Raw genomic sequence first — 19,010 nt, 5'->3', positions numbered from 1 at the left:
ATGCCTAATAAGAAAACGCTTAGGACCTTTTCTTTAAAGCTTTTTACTTAACCATCATTCACTTCCAACACCCTTAATAGGAGGCCATTGAAAAAGTACAAATCAACTTTTTCAGTGCCTTTCTTATTAGCCAGCGAAGGGTTCCATACCATTCTTAACTAAAAAAGAACGAAACCTCCGTAGAAGATCTCGCCCTCATACTCTATTTACTTGCGATCAAGCATGCGTTCTAACGCTAATCGTGCTTCCTTTGTTGTATCGGCATCCACAGTAATTGGATAATGAAGATTACCGTTTTCTAACTCCTCTAATGACCAAAGTAAATGATCAATATCAATACGATTCATTGTTAAGCACGGACACATAGTCGGATTTAATGATACAATTTTTTTATCTGGGAATTGTTGAGCAAGTCGATTAACTAAATTCATTTCTGTTCCAACTGCCCATGTTGTACCTGGTTTAGCTTTTCTAATCGTTTCGATAATATAATGCGTTGATCCATTTAAGTCAGCCGCCTGTACAACTTCATATGGGCATTCTGGATGAACAATAATGGTTGTGTCAGGTGAATCACGGCGGAATTGCTCAATTTGTGGCACAGTAAATTTCTCATGAACAGAGCAGTGCCCTTTCCAAAGAATAACCTTTACCCGTTCAAAATCGCCTTCAAATTCTAACTTCCGATTAATTGGATCCCAGACAGCCATCTCATCTAACCCAATTCCTAAGTCATAGGCTGTATTCCGTCCTAGGTGTTGATCTGGTAAGAAAAGCAAGCGTTCTTTTTGTGTAAATGCCCATTCGACCATTTTCTTCGCATTTGAAGACGTAACCGTCGCACCCCCGTATCTACCGCAAAACGCTTTGATCGCTGCTGTACTATTCACATATGTTAGTGGAAGAATCGTGTCATTGAACATGTCTTGCAGAACCGTCCACGCATACTCCGTCTGATCGATATCTGCCATATCAGCCATCGAACAGCCGGCCTTCAGATCAGGCAAAATGACATGCTGATCATCGGTTGTTAGCATATCCGCTGTTTCAGCCATGAAATGCACACCACAAAAGACGACATATTCGGCATCCTTATTATCTTGGGATAATTGAGCAAGCTGTAAAGAATCACCTGTTGCATCTGCAAATTCAATGACTTCATCTCGTTGATAATGGTGCCCAGGAATGAACAAGCGCTTACCTAACCGTCTTTTAATAGCCCATATTCGTTCACGCTTTTCATCAAGAGCTAACTCTCGATAATGCTCTGGTACTCGATCCATTTTTCTTATTTGTTCTAATATACTCATCGTTGTTCCTCCTCTATTAGCAAAAAGCTAATATCTGTTGATTGAACGGAATGGGTTAGACAGCCAAGTGAAATATAATGACAGCCACAACCAGCATATTCCGCTAACGTATTTAAATTAATTCCTCCTGAAGCTTCTGTCACTATATGTCCCGGTACAAGCTGCTGATAAGCTTTCACCTCTTTTGGCGTTGCATTATCGAACATGATGACATCAACGTCTGCAGCTATAGCCTCAAGCACTTCGTGTTCATTTGTCGTCTCAACTTCCACCTTCACCATATGACCAATTCGCTCACGTACAGCTTCGACCGCTTTTTTCACTCCACCACTAGCTAGAAGATGATTTTCCTTTAAAAGAACCGCATCACTTAAGCTACGACGATGATTATATGCCCCACCACATCGAACAGCATATTTCTCAAACATACGTAAACCTGGTGTCGTCTTTCTCGTGTCACAAATTCGAATGGACTCATCGTTTAATACCGATTTCGCTCGTTTAGCCATTGTTGCAATGCCGGACATTCGTTGTAATAAATTTAAAATGACACGCTCACCGGCTAATAAATCTTTAACCGTCCCAGAAACAGTTGCCAATACCTCACCTTTTTCAAATGATTCTCCATCTCTTTTAAACAGCTCAACGGTAATGTCACTATTTATTACTTCATAACCGGCAATAATCACATCACTTCCTGCCAACACTCCTCCTTCTTTCGCTACGATATTGGCACATCTATACTCACCACTTACAAGCAATGACTCTGTTGTCACATCTCCTTCCCCAACGTCTTCTAAGATAAACTCTTCTAGCTTTCGTTTTAGCAACAGCTGATTCATGTTTCTCATCCCCTTACCCTATATCTTCTTATATGACATGGGTTTTTCTTTTTTTATTTTCATTTAAATCCTGCTTTATATATCTTTTTAACCAAAAGTCATCCTGTTGTGGAAAATCTGAACGATAATGCCCTCCTCGGCTTTCTGTCCTTTGCATTGCTGCATGAACAATAAGACTAGCTGTCAGAAGCATATTTTTTCGTTCAATACGTTCTTCGTGCTCATCGCCAACTATAAGAAATTCCTCTTTAAATCGATCTAGCCAATTTTTTAATGTCAGTAACCCAATAGCGGTTCGTTCAATCCCAGCATATTTCATCATTTTCTGCTGAGTCTCTTCTTTTGCTGGCAACTGGTCTGAAACGTGACGATGATGCTTGGATATCAATTTAGTTGTAAGTTTGACCGTTTGCACCTCTTCTTTCACAGCTTCACTTAGCTTTTGGGCAAAAACGAATCCTTCTAATAATGAGTTGCTTGCCAAACGATTTGCTCCATGGACACCTGTACAAGCTACTTCACCAACCGCATATAAACCTGCTACAGTCGTTCTACCATGTAGATCTACTTCAACTCCACCGCTACAAAAATGAGCGCCGGGTGCTACTTGGATCGGTGTCGTCGTAAGGTCAACTCCTACTTTACTTGCTCGCTTTGCTAAACCAGGAAAACGCACTTCAATATTTTCAATTGTACGGCAATCAAGATATACGTTTTCCCCTTGCTCGATCTTCCTATAAATGGCCCTACTTACGACATCACGTGGTGCAAGTTCTCGTTCAGGATGGTGAGCCATAATCAACTCTCCAGTTTGATTAATTAACCTTCCTCCTTCACCTCGTACTGCCTCACTCACTAACCCTTGAGATTGATCGTTATGAATGAATAATGTCGGGTGAAATTGAATAAACTCCATATCCTTTAACGTAGCCCCTGCACGATAGGCAATTGCATAGCCATCCCCTGTTGCTTCACGTACATTAGAGGAATATGAATAAAGCTGACCTAAACCTCCTGTTGCAAGCACTGTTGCCTTGGCAAAGATCGCTCCTTTATTTGTCTGAACCCCGATCACTCGCTCCTTCTTTTTCAGCAGCGAATAAACATGAGTTCGCTCTACTATTTGGGCACGCCCTTTTACAGCATGTATTAATGCTTGAGTAAGCGCCTTTCCAGTCTGGTCTCCATTCGCATGAACAATTCTTCGTCGTCGATGAGCTCCTTCCATTCCAAGGACAAGCTCATTCCCCTTTTGATCAAAAGTTACCCCTAGCCTCTGCAATTGTTCAACAACAGCAGGCGCATGTTTGACCAGGTGCTCGACATGCTGTTCATCATGATGATTTAATCCTGCTCGTAATGTATCTGCATAATGCTGCTGCCACGTATCATCTTTTCCAAGTGATGCAGCCATTCCACCTTGTGCCCAGCTTGAATTGCTTTTTTCGACATTCGACTTTGTGATAATCATCACATTTAATTCGTCAGCTAATAAGTGAGCAGTCATTAAGCCAGCTACACCACTACCTATGATGATGACATCTGCTGTCTTCTCAGCCATGCCTTCACCTCCATTTTGAACTTAACACTTGTCTTGTCACCTATCTTTACATAAAATGATTAAAGTGACAAGACGTTATTTTTGGAAGTTGAATTGTTTTTTTAGATTTATTTAGAAAGTGGTGAAAAAAAATGATTTATTTCGATTACAGCGCAACAACTCCTATGTCTGACATTGCGATTGAAACCTATAATCGAGTGGCGAGGACGTTCTTTGGAAATAGTCGAAGCTTGCATACTCATGGTCAAGAAAGTGCTGATATCGTTGAATATAGTCGACAGTCATTAGCCCAAATATTAAATTGTCGACCAGAGGAGCTTTATTTTACAGGTTCAGGGTCAGAATCGACCTTTCTCGCTTTAACCGGACTAGCCTTTGCTCATAAGCATAAAGGGAAAACGATTTTGACCACGAGGGGCGAGCACCATTCTGTTCATCAAGCATTGCACTACTTGGAAGGTTTTAACTTTACGATCAAGTACATTCCAGTTGACGAATTTGGACGTATTCAAATGACACGTTTGGAGCATTTACTCGATGATGATGTCATTCTTGCTTCAATTGGACACGCTAATAGTGAAGTTGGGACTATTCAAGATCTTACAGCAATTGGTCAACTGTTAAGAAAGAATGATGTTCTTTTTCATAGTGATTGCGTTCAAACATTCGGAAAACTACCAATTCCATTAGCTTTGTTATCAAGTATGAGTGCTTCAGCACATAAGTGTTATGGTCCAAAAGGAGTTGGTTTGACATTTATTCAAAGCCGACTTCCATGGAATCCATTCTTTCAAGGGACGACTCACGAAGGTGGCTTTAGAGCTGGTACGGTTGATACTCCAGCCATCGCTGCTTTTGCTGCTGCCGCAGAAGAATATTTCCGAGAGCAGAATAAAGAAATGAACCGCTTATCGAAACTTCGCCTTCATTTCTTACAGGCGTTTGAACAGGAAAAGCGCATCATTCTTGAAGGACACAAAGTAGAGAGACTCCCATTTCATTTAGCTCTTCGGATCAAAGGGATCGAAGGACAGCTACTCATGCTTGAATGTAACCGGAGAGGCTTTTCTATTTCAACTGGATCGGCCTGTCGTGTTGGTGATACAAATCCTTCATCAACATTAATGAGTATTGGCAGGACGAAGGAGGAGGCGTACGAGTTAATTCGAATTACATTTGGACGATGGACAACATTACAAGATATCGATAAACTAATAGTAGCCATACATGAGATTCTCGAACGGTATTAAAGGAGCTATGCATATGAGCAATGGTAAGAAATTATTAGGAGAAGAACGCAGAAAACAAATTATCAATTGGTTAACATCTGCACATACCCCGATCACTGGCAGTGAACTATCCAAGAGATCGAATGTGAGTAGACAGGTCATCGTTCAAGATATATCGATATTAAAAGCACAGAAGCATCCTATTATCGCTACAGCTCAAGGGTATTTATACAACCAAATGAAAAAACCAGAACTAGCTAAACGAATGATTGCCTGCAAGCATTACCGCGAACAAGCAAAAGAAGAACTTTTTATTCTAGTCGATCACGGATTAACGGTATCACAAGTGATGGTCGAGCATGCGATTTATGGTGAAATAACAGCATCCCTTATGGTTTCATCACGTCATGAGGCTGAGCAATTTTGTAAACGTGTTGAAGAGACCAATTCATCGTTGCTCTCAGAATTAACCGATGGTGTGCACCTTCATTTAGTTGAAGCCGCAACTGAAGCCCAAATTGATAAAGCCGTACTAGAACTTAGTAGAAAAGGTTTTTTATTGGATGAATATGAATAATCAAGAACGTCCTATAACCAAACAGGTGAACAAAAATGACTAGAGGTTTCAAGCTACTTTTCTATTCGTTTGTTATTTTCGCCCTCTTTCTTCTTTTAGGATACCGTCAATACACATCCGTAGTTGCTATCATTCTTGTCATTCTGATTATCGGTTACTTGATCCATTCCCTATTTAACATGTACAAAAGTTATAAGAAACATAATCCTAATACAACAAAAAGGCGTTAAACCAGGTTTAACGCCTTTTTGTGATTAGAGAGTATGTCCATGATAAGTCGCTTCGAATCGGCCCCCGGGATAAGGCCACTGAAATAGTTAAAACCAAACTTTTTCAGTGACCTTGCTTTCCAAATAGATCTAAGAAAGATTCAACTATCATATGGGGCTTAACTTTGGCTGTAACTTTTTTGTCCCATTCTAAATCCTTCTTATTTCGTTCTACGCTTCCGTCTTTGCCATCGCTAAATCGTAGCAAGGATAGCTACCTAGTATCTCTACTCCACACCCAAGTGCTTCTAGCTCAGAAATAACACCTGGAATTAGCACATTATCTTGCTTCTCTTCAACATCAATAATAAAGAAATAATTCCCTAACCCTGTTTTCATTGGTCTTGACTCTATTTTCGTCAAATTTAACTTTCGCCATGCAAATGCGGATAATACTTGATGGAGGGCTCCGGAAAAATCTGAAGGTAATGTCACCATTAATGTCGTCTTATCCTCAGAGCGTTCTGCTCCATCATTTGAAATAGCTTTTGCGGTCTTACGAAGAACGACGAAGCTTGTGCGATTTTGTTGATAATCATGGACATTCGCATAAGCAACCGTTAATTCATATTCTTCGGCTGCCAAATCGTTGGCAATAGCCGCAACAGGTAATTCTGGATGATTAGCAACATATTCCGCTGCTGCAGCTGTTGAATTCATATATTCCCACTCAGCATTTGGATACGTTTGTTGTAGAAAGTCATGACATTGAGCTATAGCATGTGGATGAGAGACAATCTTATCAACATGCTTTTCTTTATTCTGTGGATGGGTTAAACAATGCTGCACAATTGGTAATGTCACTCCACCAACAATTGGGAGACGTTGTTTATGAATTAAATAATCTAGCGTCAAATTAACGGTACCCTCAATCGCATTTTCAATTGGTACAATTGCCAGCTCTACTTCTTCTGTTGCAACGGCATCCATACATGCAGGAATCGTTCGATATGCTATGAGCTCTTCCTTAGCAAACAAGCCCCTCGCTGCCATTTCTGTGAATGTCCCTCTAGGTCCTAAATAGCCAACCTTCATATTTTCCTCCACCCCTTTTATGATCCAGTTCCTACCAATTCTATCTTTTCAACGGCCTCTAATTGTTCAATCCAATCAATTAAATCTCCAAGCTCAAGCTGCATTGGAGCTGTATCAATCGTAATGGTCATTTGTGCACGACCTTGTAATGGGATCGTTTGATTAATCGTCAAGACGTTCGCTCCTGTTTCAGCTACTTTTCCCAGTAACTGAGACAAAGAGCCAGATCGATCAACTAAAATGATCGATAAGGTAACAATCTTTTCACGAACCATCGTATGAAAAGGGAATATCCCATCTTTGTATTTATAGAACGCACTACGGCTCATACCGACCTTATGAACCGCTTCGTTAATTTTTGTTACTTTACCAGAATGAAGCAGTTCTTTTGCTTGCAATGTTTTCTCCATTGCTTCTGTTAACATATCAGCGCGAACAAGATAAAAATCTTTCCGTGATGTCAAAATCAGCACCTACTTTCACCACTACATTATCTTTCCTATTATAAGAGTGTAACCCATATTTGACAATACGAAAAAGCTCCTTCATGCAAACAGCCTACACATCATACGAGAAAATCGTATAATCGTGTAGGCTTTTAATAAGAGTTAAAACTAAATAGACATTACTTTGGTTGTTAAATAATCATAGGAAATTATTTCACTGCCATTAAAAAAGCCTGTTTGCAAGGGCACTAAAGTTAAAAACCAAACTTTTTCAACGCCCTCTAATTCGCAGTTTTCTTAATCAATAAACTCAAATTCGAAGCTTAGTAAGCGAACGATGTCTCCATCTTTTGCGCCACGCTCTCGTAATGCTTCATCAACACCCATCCCTCGCATTTGTCTTGAAAAACGACGAATCGATTCCTCACGTGAAAAGTCTGTCATCTTAAACAGCTTCTCGATTTGAGCACCTGATAATACATAGGCTCCATCGTCATCACGAGATATGACAAACGGTATATCCTCCTTCGTATGCTTATACAACACACGAGTTGATTCCTCTGTTTCCTCATAAAGTGGAAATTCAGGAGTATCTTCAATTTTATCAGCAATTGTAAGCAATAATTCACGTAAACCTTGCTTTGTTACTGCTGATATTGGATAAATAGGATAATTTTCCGTAAGTTGCTCTTTAAATTTCTCTAAATTCTCTTCTGATTCTGGCATGTCCATTTTATTCGCAACGATAATTTGCGGACGTTCTAATAAACGCAAATTGTATTGCTTTAACTCATCATTAATGAGTAAGAAGTCCTCATAAGGGTCTCGCCCTTCAAGAGCAGACATATCAATGACATGTACAATGACTCTCGTTCGTTCAATATGCCTTAGAAATTGATGACCAAGCCCCACTCCTTCATGGGCCCCTTCGATTAAACCTGGCAAATCAGCCATTACGAAACTCCGTTGATCATCCGTCTCAACGACACCAAGGTTAGGAGCAATCGTCGTAAAATGATAATCTGCAATTTTCGGCTTTGCCGCTGATACGACAGATAGTAACGTTGATTTCCCTACACTTGGAAAACCAACTAATCCAACGTCCGCTAATACTTTTAACTCAAGAATGACATCACGCTCTTGCCCCGGCTCTCCATTTTCAGCGATTTCTGGTGCAGGGTTCGCTGGAGTAGCAAAACGAGTATTGCCACGACCGCCGCGACCACCTTTTGCAATCACCGCACGTTGACCATGCTCTGTTAAATCAGCTAGTACTTGCTCAGTCTCAGCATCCGTTACCGTTGTGCCAGGTGGAACCTTCACAATCATATCCTCGGCATTCTTACCATGTTGATTCTTCGGCCGACCATGGTCACCTCTTGGAGCTTTAAAGTGACGTTGATAACGAAAATCCATTAACGTTCGTAATCCTTCCTCCACCTCAAAGACAACACTTGCTCCGCGACCGCCATCTCCTCCTGCTGGACCACCGTCAGGAACATACTTTTCACGACGAAACGATACTTGACCGTTCCCGCCATCTCCGCCTTTTACATACACTTTTACCTTATCAACAAACATCGATGTTTCACCTCATTTTTTCCAGAAGGATGCAGATAATAGACATTCATGTTCATGAAATTCTTCAACTTGAAGATTGAATGGTGCTAATGTCTTCCACTCATCTTCATTCATTTTCATAACTCCATGAAAATCAAACGTTATGTGACACGACTTTTCATTAAAGAGAAAAGAAATAAGTACATTATGCTCTGCATCTTCGGTACACGTATCATTTAGTTTTTCCAATACTGCCTGACATAATCGAAAAAGACGATCTTCTTCATGCTTAAGAGAAAACGGCTCCCCAACGACCTCTAGCTCCAATTGAACAGGATGTTGATTCCAATGATAAGTAAGAAGATAATATTCGACTTTCGTCACATACAAGGACGATAGTCGACTTTCACAAAAAGCCTGCTGAGTCGCTTTTTCAATAATGTCTTCAATTCGATCATACCGCTTTAGTGCCACGTTTGCTTTAATTAATTGGATAATATTTAACCAATCATGCCTAGCATGACGTAACGCATTAATGACATCTTTTTCTTCCATTGCTTCCTCGTTCCCCTATTCGTAATTAGTTCGTTCAATCTTTTTCTATCGATAATCTTACCACAAACTGATTGAAATAAGGGAAGGACATAGAGATTCGTTATGGATTTCTTTATATATTAATAACGAAATTCCAATTTCATCCTTTTTCACTAATAAAAAATGAATTTGGAGGCTACAGAAACAGGTCCAATCAATTTTTTCGGTGCTTTTGATTTGACTAGCAATGGCTCCACGCGTTGCGCGCTAGACACGAAAAAACCGCTCGTATTAAGCTATTCAAAACATGGAACAGTTTCGCCCATTGGTGAAAATTAAAAATCCAACATTTTCAGTGACCTCAGGAATTGACAGCATTCGCGAATCTGTTATACTAAAGCAAGTTAAAGCCGACAAAAAACGTATGAATTATCAATTTTATAGCTCAATGAAGAGAGGAGGAGCTTATAAATGGCTAATGTACAAATAGAAAATGTTGGGAAAACATTTGAAAATAAAGAAGAAAAAACATCCTATACCGTTTTTGATGATATTCATTTAGACGTTCAATCTGGTGAATTCGTTTCCTTACTAGGACCTTCTGGGTGCGGAAAGTCAACCTTACTAAATATAGTGGCTGGACTTGATCATGCTAGCAATGGTGTCGTCTACGTTGGAGACACTGCAGTCAAGGGGCCTGGTGCAGACCGCGGAGTCGTCTTTCAAGAGGCTGCGCTCATGCCTTGGATGACTGTACTGGAAAATGTTATGTTTTCAATTAAAAAGCAGTATGGAAAAAAAGAAGCGAAGGATCGCGCCATCGAATATTTAAAGCTTGTTCATTTAAGTAAATTTATTAACTCTTATCCTCATGAATTATCTGGGGGAATGAAACAGCGTGTATCAATTGCCCGAGCTCTTGCTATGGACCCAGAAGTATTATTAATGGATGAGCCATTCGGCGCTCTTGATGAGCAAACACGTTCTATGCTTCATAAGGAAGTACAATACATTTGGCAACAAACAAAGAAAACGATTTTATTTGTAACTCATAACATTCGTGAATCGATTTTACTTTCTGACCGAATTGTCTTAATGGGTACTAGACCTGGAGGCATAATTGAAACGTATGATGTTCCATTACCTCGTCCACGTAAAACAAGTGATGAAGCTTTTACTTCATTAGAGGAACGAATTAGTCAACGCCTAGCTGGCGAGATAGATAAAGTGATGAAGGAGGAGATGGGAGATGATTACCGTAGTCAGAAGGCTACTCTTCTTTACAGTTCTCATCGGGATATGGGAGATCGTATATAGATTAGACGTTTTCGGAACGCAAATGTTCCCGTCTCCCTTTCTTTCGTTCGTAGAACTTTATAAAGGATTTTTCGAAACAGGAATTTTAACCGCCGCACTGACAACTAGCTTAGGACGAATCTTGCTCGGGTTTGCACTTGCTATCATTATCGGTTCTATTTTAGGAATTACCCTTGCAACGTCAAAGTTGGCAGATGAAACATTAGGTTCACTTGTTGTTGCTCTGCAATCCGTACCGAGTATTGTCTGGCTTCCACTAGCACTTGTCATGTTCCAAGGTGGACCAACGGCAATTCTGTTCGTCGTGATTCTCGGGGGAACATGGCCGATGACGATGAACGTAAGGATGGGGATGAAGAATGTTCAACCCATTCTCATTCGTGCCGCGAGGACGATGGGCTATCGAGGCTTTGAGCTTATTTGGAAGGTCATGATTCCTGCTTCTATTCCATCCGCTTTAACAGGTATTCGCCTTTCATGGGCATTCGGCTGGCGAGCTCTAATGGCTGCTGAATTGTTAGGTCGTGGTGGCTTAGGTCGGACATTAATGGATGCTCGTGATTTCTTTAATATGGAACTCGTAATTGCGATAATGATTATTATTGCGGTTATCGGACTTATTGTTGAATATTTCATTTTTAATCCAATCGAGCGAAAAGTGTTAACTCGTTGGGGATATGCAAAATAATAATCTATTTCAAACACAAAAGGAGAGAGAAACATCATGAAAAAATCGATCTTACTGATCATTTCAGCTACACTACTGACATTTATTGCAGCATGTGGAACAGCTGATGAAAGTACAACAGGTACGAATTTAGATGAAGAAGAAGCTCCTGGTGAAGATGTTAGGATTGGCTACTTTCCTAACTTAGATCACGCTGCAGCAATTATTGGTAAGGAAAAAGGGTTCTTCGATGAAGAATTAGGAAATCGGGGATCAGAATATACTCACTTCCCAAATGGAAATGACTTTATTGATGCACTATCCACTGGTTCATTAGACATTGGCTATGTTGGACCTGGACCTGCTATTAACTATTTCTTAACAGGTGGAGATGTCGTTGTGCTTGGCGCAGCTGCAAATGGTGCAACGTTAATTGTATCACGTGAAGACTCCGGGATTGAAACGTTAGAGGATTTCGATGGGAAATCTTTTTGTACACCTGGAAATGGATGTACACACAACGTTCAGCTTGAAATTATGTTAAAAGACCTTGGACTTGAGTCAAACCGTGTTGGTGGTACAGTCGAACACCAATCACGAATTCCACCAGCCAACATGGTGGCAATGTTCGAACAAGGACAAATTGATGCTGCTGCAGCTCCTGAGCCTTGGGGAACCTATTTAGAGCTAGAGTTAAATGCTAATGTTGTCGCTGAATGGGATAATGTATTCGTTGGCGAAACGTTACCAAGTGTTGTCATTGTCACAAGTAATAAGTTTCTAGAAGAAAATCCTGAAGCTGTTGAAGCCGTTCTACGTGGGCATAAACAAGCAGTAGAATATACACAAGAAAACACAGAAGACACGTTAAACGCTGTCAATGACCATTTATACGAGCTCACACAAAACCGTTTACCAGACGCTGTTTTAGAAAAAGCTTGGACACGTATGATCGTGACAACCGAAACGCATCCAGAAGCATTACAAGATTGGGCTGATGCTTCTTATGAGCTGAAATTTATGGATGTTGATCCAAATCTAGATGGATTTGTCGACACATCCAAGCTTGATGCGATTTTAGATGCAGACTAAGTCAAAAAACCAAAAAACACGGCACCCCCATTCATTATGATGGCGCCGTGTTTTTTGGTTTTTGTTCTACATTCATTGTAACGATCATAACGATCCCTTCACAAACATTAAAGCATCTTTGGCAGCTGCTTCTCCTTGATCAATACAATCCGGCAAGCCGATCCCTTTATACGCTCCACCAGCTAAATAAACACCTGGATATGTTTTTTCGATATCTTCTGTTAGCTTCTCCACTTTGAAAGAGTGCCCTACCTCATACTGAGGCATCGCTTCCTTCCATCGAGTCACATAGAAAAATTCAGGTTGACCTTCAATATGTGTGATCGTTTTTAAATCATCTAATGCGGCTTTCACAATTTGTTCATCCGACTGATCGACAATCTCTGAATCATTCGTTCGACCGACATACGCTCTAAGTAATGCATACCCTTCCGGTGCCGTATGCTTCCACTTTTTATGAGTCCATGTACATGCTGTAATAATGTGATCACCTTTCTTTGAGACAACAAAGCCAGTTCCGTCATATGGCAAAGGAACCTGTTCTTCTTTAAAAGCCATCGCAACCGTTGCGACAGAGGTTGCTTTCATCTCGTTCAAATAAGAGAAATGCTGATCATCGTTAAACATCTGTCCTACGACTGGAGCAGGTGTTGTGACAATAACCGAATCATATCGTCTTGAGTCATTCATGAATTGGACGTCATACCTGTTTTCATTCTTAACAATTTCGTTAATACAAGCATTTTTATAAATCGTTCCATTCTGTAAATAAGCTTCAATTCCATCTACAAATGACTCTAATCCCCGTTTAAATGACAGAAACATCCCTTGCTTTTTCTCAATTGACTTAGTTGATCGTTGATTCTTTGTACGTTGCTTAGAAATCCCTTTAATAAGACTACCATGCTCCTCCACCATCTTTTGAAACTGTGGGAAGGTGGATCTCAAGCTTAAGCGATCAAGGTCTCCCGCATAAATACCAGATAATAGAGGTTCGATCAAATAATCGACTACCTCATCCCCTAATCTTCTTCGAAAGAAATGACCTAACGAAATATCTTCATCCGACTCTGTAACAGAAGGAAGCACCAAATCCTTTAAAGCAACAATCTTGCCGATAGGAGATAGTAAGCCTGTCTTCAAAAAAGGCTTTAGTTGTGTAGGAATGCCCATAACGGCTCCTTCAGGCATTGGGTGTAACGTCTCTCCCTTCAAAATAAAAGCTTGACCTGTATCATTGGCTAGGAGCTCGTTCTCCATCCCAATTTCCTTAGCGAGACGTGCCATACTTTGCTTTCGTGCTAAAAAAGAATCGGGTCCTCGTTCAATGATAAAGCCATTTCGATACTCCGTACGAATTTTCCCACCTAATCGATTAGAAGCCTCAAACAGATCATAATCAATGTTCGCTCCACTAGCAATAGCTTGCTCTAAATGACAAGCTGCCGCTAGGCCGGTTATTCCTCCTCCAATTATTCCGATTCGTTTCTTCAACGTCCTCACTCATTTCCAGCAAGTTTTTTTTCAACTACTGTTGCTAAACAATCAAGAAACTCTTGCTTGGCATTCGGCATTTCAGGTCGATAATAATCAACACCAAGCTCATCGGTTACGACCTTACATTCGTAATCATTGTCGTATAAAACTTCGAGGTGATCGGCCACGAATCCAACTGGGCAATAAACAAATGACGTATATCCATTCTGTTCAAACAAGCTTCTCGTTAAGTCTTGTACATCTGGTCCTAACCAAGGATCAGGCGTATTCCCCTCACTTTGCCAGCCTATTTCATAGTGCTTAATCCCTGCCTTTTTCGCAATGAGATCAGCCGTTTCTTGTAATTGATCAGGATACGGATCTCCAACTTGTAAGATCCGTTCAGGCAAACTATGTGCAGAAAAAATGACGCAAGCTTTGTCATTATCCTTTATAGCTTGCATTGTTTCTTTCACTTGCTTGACCCAATAGTCAATAAATAATGGTTCATCGTACCAACTTTCTACACTCATTATACGTGGACCATCTATTTTCTCTGATTCTTCATGAGCACGTCCATTATAAGACTTCACACTAAATGTAGAGAAATGTGGTGCAAGTACAATACTGACAGCTTCTTCAATGCCATCTTCCTTCATTTGTTGCACCGCATCCTCAACAAATGGATCAATATGCTTCAACCCAAGATATGCCTTAAATTCAACATGATCAATTCGTTCATTTAACGTTCTTTCAAGACCATATGCTTGATCCTCTGTAATTTTTGATAACGGACTAATCCCACCAATGGCTTCATAACGGTCTGTTAAATCATCTAGCGCTTCCTGAGATGGCTTTCGTCCATGTCTAATATGCGTGTAATAAGGTTCAATTTCTTCTTTTTTTCTGGGTGTACCATAAGCCATTACAAGTAGCCCCATTTTCTTCTTTGTCATATTGATAACCTCCTATTTCGTCGTTGTATACTCATGAACAAATGCAGTTAATTTTCGTAACGTATCTGGATTAACATCAGGAAATACACCATGTCCTAAATTGAAAATAAAGTTTGGTGTTTGCATTCCTTCATCTAAAATCGCTTTCGTACGCTCTTCAATTACATCCCAAGGCGCTAATAAAATTGCTGGATCTAAGTTTCCTTGAACGGTCTTTGTTACGCCTAATCCCCGTGCTTCTTGAATCGCTAGACGCCAATCAAGACCAACGACATCTATAGGTAGTTCGTTCCACTCTTGAATAAGGTGACTTGCGCCAACTCCAAACATAATGAGTGGAACCCCCTCCTCTTTTAAAGCGGTGAAAATCTTCGTCATCACTGGCTTTACGTATGTACAATAATCTGCCACATTAAGGGTTCCAACCCACGAATCAAAAATTTGAATCGCTTGTGCACCCGCAGCAATTTGAGACTTCACATATGTAATTGTCATTTCTCCGAGCTTGTCCATGAGTAGATGCCACGCATCAGGTTCTGCATACATAAAAGCTTTTGTTTTATTGTAATTTTTTGAAGGTCCCCCTTCGATCATATAACTTGCAAGCGTAAAGGGTGCTCCTCCAAAGCTAATTAATGGTACAGAAAGCTGTTCTCTTAATAGTTTTATCGTATCTAATACGTATGGCACATCTTCTTCAGGACGTATAATACCTAACCGTTCCACATCGGTTATAGAACGAATCGGATTATCAATAACTGGACCAATTCCTGATTTAATATCAACGTCGACTCCAATTGCCGGTAGTGGTGTCATAATATCTTTGTATAAAATTGCAGCATCATTGTTATATTGATCGACTGGAAGCTTCGTCACATATGCACACAACTCAGGATCATGAGTAATTTCAAATAAAGAATATTTTTCTTTCAAGGCTCGATATTCTGGCTGCGACCGCCCTGCTTGCCTCATATACCAAACAGGTACATGATCATGAACCTCGCCTCGGCATGCCTTTAAAAATGCGTCATTAAAATTAGATTGTGTCATTTCGCCACTCCTTCATCTATTCATCCGAACTTTAAATTACTACTTCTACTATAATCACCCAACTGCTAGCTGTATACACATTCCAACACAATGTCAAAAAATCGCCTAAGAAAAACGAAGGCCATTGAAAAAGTTTGGTTTTCAATTTTTTTAGTACCCTTTAGGCAAAGGTACTGAAAAAGTTGATTTATCCTTTTTCAGTGGCTATAGAAAAACGCGATAGTGTCTTTTCTTAACTAATGAAAACCAAACTGAAAGGTGGCTTCCACTAAATTAGAAGCTTCACCTGATTTCTCTGTTTGATGATTGTACGATACAACTTGATAGGTCTTTGTTATAAATGGATTATAAATGGGCAATGTATATTCGTGAATACCCGTTACAGTCGCAATCTCTTCCTTACTCTCTTCACTTATTTCATAGATCGTATATTGAACACGCTCATCTTCTGTTTCGGTCCAATTTAATCGTACACTAAATGGAGCTCGACCACCAAACGCTTTTGAAGCTTGTAAATCAAGTGAAGCAGGCATTTTTATAGGTCGTTCTAATTCAGTAACGTCGATTGGCTTTTCAAATGTAAGTAAGCTATTCTCACTCATTTGTTCACTAATAATATCTTTAAACAAGATCGTTGGATACTGACTTCCACCATGAAAGTATTGATCCATTGTCGTTACGTCATACCCCATCCACACTGCTCCAACCGCTTTCGGAGTGTATCCAACAAACCAAGCATCCCGTGTAGCACCCTGAACATCAGGAAAAGAAGTCGTACCGGTCTTTCCTGCTAATGCCCACTGAGTCTCACCAGCCGTTGCTGTCCCCTCCTGTACAACAGATTCTAGCATCCTTGTCATGTCCCAAGCTAGCTGACGATCTACGACTCTTCGCTTTTCCTGACTTGTTTCACCTAATTTTTCGCCATCACGCGAGTAAATTTCTAAAATAAAGGACGGTTCCACATAATAACCACCATTCGCAAAGATTTGATAAGCAGCTGTCAGTTCTAGCGGAGACACACCTTCACTTAATCCACCTAAAGCCATTGCTAGCCCACGATCTTCAATCTCAATTTGAACATCATTCAATAGCGTTATCGTATCGTCGAGACCCATTTGATCAAGTAACCAAACCGCCGGGGCGTTTGACGATTGTATGATCGCTTCGTACAGGGAGACTTCACCTTGATAGTGATCATTATAATTTCTCGGTGAGTACCCATCATAATCGATTTGCTCATCCTTTAACAGTGAATAAGGCTCATACCCATTCATTAATGCTGGAGCAAAGACCGCAATCGGCTTAAAGGTCGATCCAGGCTGGCGTTTAACATCAACACGATTCAACCCTTTCCGCACATATTCACGACCACCATGAGCAGCCAGTACACCACCTGTTTGATGATCAATTAGTACAAATGCCGCTTCAGCATGACTGTCTTCAGAAGGAAAGTAGTGATCAGCTTGTAATTTTGTATATGAATCGATTAATAATTGCTCATCCATCGGAACGACAATCGTATATCCTCCTGTTAGAAGCTCTTCATTTGTAAGCTGGTAACGCTCTTCCGCTTCATTCATGACCATATCAATATACGTAAAATATGGATCGAGATTAAGATCTTGTCGCTCGGCAACCGCGACAGTTCTTCCTTTCAGACGAACAGCCTCATCAGCTGACAAGAACCCATTTCGTTGCATAACGGATAATACAAGGTCACGCCGCTCTTTACTACGCTCAATATCAACGAGTGGTGAGTACGCATTAGGAGCCTTCGGTAAGCCAGCTAACAACGCTCCTTCCTCTACCGTTAATTCTGAAACATCTTTATTAAAGTAAAGTGAAGCTGCTGCTTGAATACCATACACTCCATGCCCAAAATAAATTTGATTTAAATACATCTCTAGTATCTCATCTTTGCTATACCGTCTCTCTAAATTCATCGCAATCGAAACTTCCTGTGTCTTTCTTAACCATGATTTTTCATTTGACAAAAACACATTTTTGGCAAGCTGCTGTGTAATCGTACTACCACCTTCAACCTTTGCCCCGGCTGCAATATCTCGGTACAAGGCACGACCAATTGCTCTCATATCAAACCCTTGATGCTCATAAAAGCGAACGTCTTCAATGGCTATAAAAGCATCTTGAACATGTTGTGGCACATCTAATATTGAGATTGGTTCTCGATTTTCACGATATAATTGAGTAATTAATTCGCCATTTTGATCGACTAACAATGTCGTTGATTTCATAACGAGCTTCTCTTCATCAATGACATATTGGCCAGTTAGTAGAACAGTAAGATAGATAATAAAAGCTAATAGTATAAGTGCGAAAGAGCTTCCAATAAAGAGCACGATCCGCTTTTTCATTGTCATATATACACCTCCTTTAACGTACATACGTTTCCTCTCATATAATAACGATTATTATTTAATAATGCGAATCATTTGCTTAAGCTTTATGCAAATTTTATCATAAAATGTCGATGAAATCTTTAAATCACTATATCTCTTTTCACACTAAAAATACCCACATAAAAGTGAGTATAATTATACCGATCGACTATTTCATTATCTCTTCATACCCTTTCTACTTTGAAAGATCCCTTCCTGCCATCTATAAGCCACATAAATGACTATAGAAAATGTAACGAACAGACTAAATCGCTCAATCTCAGAAATCTCATCCAATTCATAAATACCGAGTATATGTTCAAACACGAAATGAATTGGGAAAATGGCAAACATAAAATCAATGACTACATTTATCACTAAGTACAACCAAAAACACGTCTGTACGTAAAATAAAAAACCCAAATCGTAATAACAGGAAAAACGCCGAAAACACCTGAAATAAATAATGGATCTAGTGCAGGAATAATCGGATAGTGTATCTCCCAATGAGATCGGTTACTTGCGAAGATATTATAAATAATCATTAAATAAGAAGCCAAAAGCGCAGCAGGCATATACCTTTTTATATCTTCCTTTTTTAATAATAGTAGAGTAAACCAAGATCCAATCACGAGCGCCCATAAAAACAATTCTACAAACATATTCATCCCACCCTACAGAGTATAA

General features: G+C 39.9%; 18 protein-coding genes. 5 read left to right on the top strand and 13 right to left on the bottom strand.

Annotated features, from left to right (window positions below; all coding sequences use genetic code 11):
• Positions 1-206 precede the first annotated feature (206 nt).
• The 3 genes from nadA to nadB are packed head-to-tail and all read right to left on the bottom strand — an operon-like array spanning position 207 to position 3,713.
• Positions 207-1,310: a quinolinate synthase NadA gene (nadA, locus tag JCM9152_RS08165; RefSeq protein WP_035343026.1), complete on the bottom strand. Its 1,104-nt coding sequence runs from the start codon at positions 1,308-1,310 to the stop codon at positions 207-209.
• Entirely contained in the window at positions 1,307-2,152 is an 846-nt protein-coding gene (gene nadC, locus JCM9152_RS08160) for a carboxylating nicotinate-nucleotide diphosphorylase (protein ID WP_035343024.1), read from the bottom strand. Before nadC ends, nadA begins: the two co-directional genes overlap by 4 nt.
• Before the next feature lie 28 nt (positions 2,153-2,180).
• On the bottom strand, positions 2,181-3,713 hold the full coding sequence (gene nadB / locus JCM9152_RS08155; protein WP_035343022.1) for an L-aspartate oxidase: 1,533 nt from the start codon (positions 3,711-3,713) through the stop codon (positions 2,181-2,183).
• A gap of 131 nt (positions 3,714-3,844) precedes the next feature.
• On the opposite strand from nadB, the gene JCM9152_RS08150 reads away from it, so the two are divergent.
• Entirely contained in the window at positions 3,845-4,963 is a 1,119-nt protein-coding gene (locus JCM9152_RS08150) for an IscS subfamily cysteine desulfurase (RefSeq protein WP_035343020.1), read from the top strand.
• A 7-nt stretch (positions 4,964-4,970) separates the two neighbouring features.
• The gene (locus tag JCM9152_RS08145; protein WP_081727947.1) at positions 4,971-5,519 is read left to right on the top strand and encodes a transcription repressor NadR; all 549 of its coding nucleotides are present in this window, start codon (positions 4,971-4,973) and stop codon (positions 5,517-5,519) included.
• 440 nt (positions 5,520-5,959) lie between these two features.
• On the opposite strand, the gene pheA is transcribed toward JCM9152_RS08145, so the two are convergent.
• The 4 genes from pheA to JCM9152_RS21355 all read right to left on the bottom strand — a co-directional run bounded on the left by pheA (position 5,960) and on the right by JCM9152_RS21355 (position 9,384).
• On the bottom strand, positions 5,960-6,823 hold the full coding sequence (gene pheA / locus JCM9152_RS08140; protein ID WP_035343017.1) for a prephenate dehydratase: 864 nt from the start codon (positions 6,821-6,823) through the stop codon (positions 5,960-5,962).
• A 17-nt stretch (positions 6,824-6,840) separates the two neighbouring features.
• Positions 6,841-7,287, bottom strand: a complete 447-nt coding sequence (thrR, locus tag JCM9152_RS08135) for a transcriptional regulator ThrR (protein ID WP_035343219.1) — start codon at positions 7,285-7,287, stop codon at positions 6,841-6,843.
• Between the two features lie 279 nt (positions 7,288-7,566).
• Positions 7,567-8,850 (bottom strand): GTPase ObgE, encoded by a 1,284-nt coding sequence (obgE, locus tag JCM9152_RS08130; RefSeq protein ID WP_035343015.1) that lies wholly within the window; start codon positions 8,848-8,850, stop codon positions 7,567-7,569.
• Positions 8,851-8,862: 12 nt separating this feature from the next.
• Positions 8,863-9,384, bottom strand: a complete 522-nt coding sequence (locus tag JCM9152_RS21355) for a Spo0B C-terminal domain-containing protein (protein WP_052015754.1) — start codon at positions 9,382-9,384, stop codon at positions 8,863-8,865.
• Between the two features lie 450 nt (positions 9,385-9,834).
• On the opposite strand from JCM9152_RS21355, the gene JCM9152_RS08120 reads away from it, so the two are divergent.
• From JCM9152_RS08120 to JCM9152_RS08110, 3 genes are read left to right on the top strand one after another with little or no spacing between them, the layout of a single operon-like run.
• Positions 9,835-10,680, top strand: a complete 846-nt coding sequence (locus JCM9152_RS08120) for an ABC transporter ATP-binding protein (RefSeq protein ID WP_035343012.1) — start codon at positions 9,835-9,837, stop codon at positions 10,678-10,680.
• The gene (locus tag JCM9152_RS08115) at positions 10,613-11,368 is read left to right on the top strand and encodes an ABC transporter permease (RefSeq protein WP_035343009.1); all 756 of its coding nucleotides are present in this window, start codon (positions 10,613-10,615) and stop codon (positions 11,366-11,368) included. The genes JCM9152_RS08120 and JCM9152_RS08115 overlap by 68 nt, the downstream gene beginning before the upstream one ends.
• A gap of 36 nt (positions 11,369-11,404) precedes the next feature.
• Entirely contained in the window at positions 11,405-12,439 is a 1,035-nt protein-coding gene (locus tag JCM9152_RS08110) for an aliphatic sulfonate ABC transporter substrate-binding protein (RefSeq protein ID WP_035343007.1), read from the top strand.
• An 84-nt stretch (positions 12,440-12,523) separates the two neighbouring features.
• Here JCM9152_RS08110 and hemY read toward each other — a convergent pair whose 3' ends face one another.
• From hemY to JCM9152_RS21345, 6 genes are all read right to left on the bottom strand, one after another.
• A complete protein-coding gene (gene hemY, locus JCM9152_RS08105; protein ID WP_035343005.1) occupies positions 12,524-13,942 on the bottom strand; it encodes a protoporphyrinogen oxidase in 1,419 nt (472 codons plus the stop codon).
• Positions 13,939-14,871, bottom strand: coding sequence for a ferrochelatase (hemH, locus tag JCM9152_RS08100; protein WP_035343003.1), 933 nt, complete (start codon positions 14,869-14,871; stop codon positions 13,939-13,941). The genes hemY and hemH overlap by 4 nt, the downstream gene beginning before the upstream one ends.
• A 12-nt stretch (positions 14,872-14,883) precedes the next feature.
• Positions 14,884-15,921 carry a uroporphyrinogen decarboxylase gene (gene hemE / locus JCM9152_RS08095; RefSeq protein ID WP_035343001.1) on the bottom strand — a complete coding sequence of 346 codons (1,038 nt, stop codon included), beginning with the start codon at positions 15,919-15,921 and terminating at the stop codon, positions 14,884-14,886.
• Positions 15,922-16,157: 236 nt separating this feature from the next.
• Complete coding sequence (locus tag JCM9152_RS08090; protein ID WP_369384541.1) at positions 16,158-18,305, bottom strand: transglycosylase domain-containing protein; 2,148 nt, start codon at positions 18,303-18,305, stop codon at positions 16,158-16,160.
• A 195-nt stretch (positions 18,306-18,500) separates the two neighbouring features.
• Entirely contained in the window at positions 18,501-18,701 is a 201-nt protein-coding gene (locus JCM9152_RS21350) for a hypothetical protein (protein ID WP_052015747.1), read from the bottom strand.
• The gene (locus JCM9152_RS21345) at positions 18,701-18,985 is read right to left on the bottom strand and encodes a hypothetical protein (RefSeq protein WP_052015744.1); all 285 of its coding nucleotides are present in this window, start codon (positions 18,983-18,985) and stop codon (positions 18,701-18,703) included. The genes JCM9152_RS21350 and JCM9152_RS21345 overlap by 1 nt, the downstream gene beginning before the upstream one ends.
• Positions 18,986-19,010: the final 25 nt, after the last annotated feature.

Source organism: Halalkalibacter hemicellulosilyticusJCM 9152, assembly GCF_000513115.1.
Classification (GTDB): domain Bacteria; phylum Bacillota; class Bacilli; order Bacillales; family Bacillaceae_D; genus Halalkalibacter; species Halalkalibacter hemicellulosilyticus.
The sequence above is the reverse complement of the archived record's forward strand: the minus strand, read 5'-3'. Positions and strand labels throughout refer to the sequence as shown.

What these genes read in the sequence shown, in the direction of transcription:
- nadA (WP_035343026.1), bottom strand. Translation starts at nt 1,310, where the DNA reads ATGAGTATATTAGAACAAATAAGAAAAATGGATCGAGTACCAGAGCAT.
- nadC (WP_035343024.1), bottom strand. Translation starts at nt 2,152, where the DNA reads ATGAATCAGCTGTTGCTAAAACGAAAGCTAGAAGAGTTTATCTTAGAA.
- nadB (WP_035343022.1), bottom strand. Translation starts at nt 3,713, where the DNA reads ATGGCTGAGAAGACAGCAGATGTCATCATCATAGGTAGTGGTGTAGCT.
- JCM9152_RS08150 (WP_035343020.1), top strand. Translation starts at nt 3,845, where the DNA reads ATGATTTATTTCGATTACAGCGCAACAACTCCTATGTCTGACATTGCG.
- JCM9152_RS08145 (WP_081727947.1), top strand. Translation starts at nt 4,971, where the DNA reads ATGCATATGAGCAATGGTAAGAAATTATTAGGAGAAGAACGCAGAAAA.
- pheA (WP_035343017.1), bottom strand. Translation starts at nt 6,823, where the DNA reads ATGAAGGTTGGCTATTTAGGACCTAGAGGGACATTCACAGAAATGGCA.
- obgE (WP_035343015.1), bottom strand. Translation starts at nt 8,850, where the DNA reads ATGTTTGTTGATAAGGTAAAAGTGTATGTAAAAGGCGGAGATGGCGGG.
- JCM9152_RS21355 (WP_052015754.1), bottom strand. Translation starts at nt 9,384, where the DNA reads ATGGAAGAAAAAGATGTCATTAATGCGTTACGTCATGCTAGGCATGAT.
- JCM9152_RS08120 (WP_035343012.1), top strand. Translation starts at nt 9,835, where the DNA reads ATGGCTAATGTACAAATAGAAAATGTTGGGAAAACATTTGAAAATAAA.
- JCM9152_RS08115 (WP_035343009.1), top strand. Translation starts at nt 10,613, where the DNA reads ATGATTACCGTAGTCAGAAGGCTACTCTTCTTTACAGTTCTCATCGGG.
- JCM9152_RS08110 (WP_035343007.1), top strand. Translation starts at nt 11,405, where the DNA reads ATGAAAAAATCGATCTTACTGATCATTTCAGCTACACTACTGACATTT.
- hemH (WP_035343003.1), bottom strand. Translation starts at nt 14,871, where the DNA reads ATGACAAAGAAGAAAATGGGGCTACTTGTAATGGCTTATGGTACACCC.
- hemE (WP_035343001.1), bottom strand. Translation starts at nt 15,921, where the DNA reads ATGACACAATCTAATTTTAATGACGCATTTTTAAAGGCATGCCGAGGC.
- JCM9152_RS08090 (WP_369384541.1), bottom strand. Translation starts at nt 18,305, where the DNA reads ATGACAATGAAAAAGCGGATCGTGCTCTTTATTGGAAGCTCTTTCGCA.
- JCM9152_RS21345 (WP_052015744.1), bottom strand. Translation starts at nt 18,985, where the DNA reads ATGTTTGTAGAATTGTTTTTATGGGCGCTCGTGATTGGATCTTGGTTT.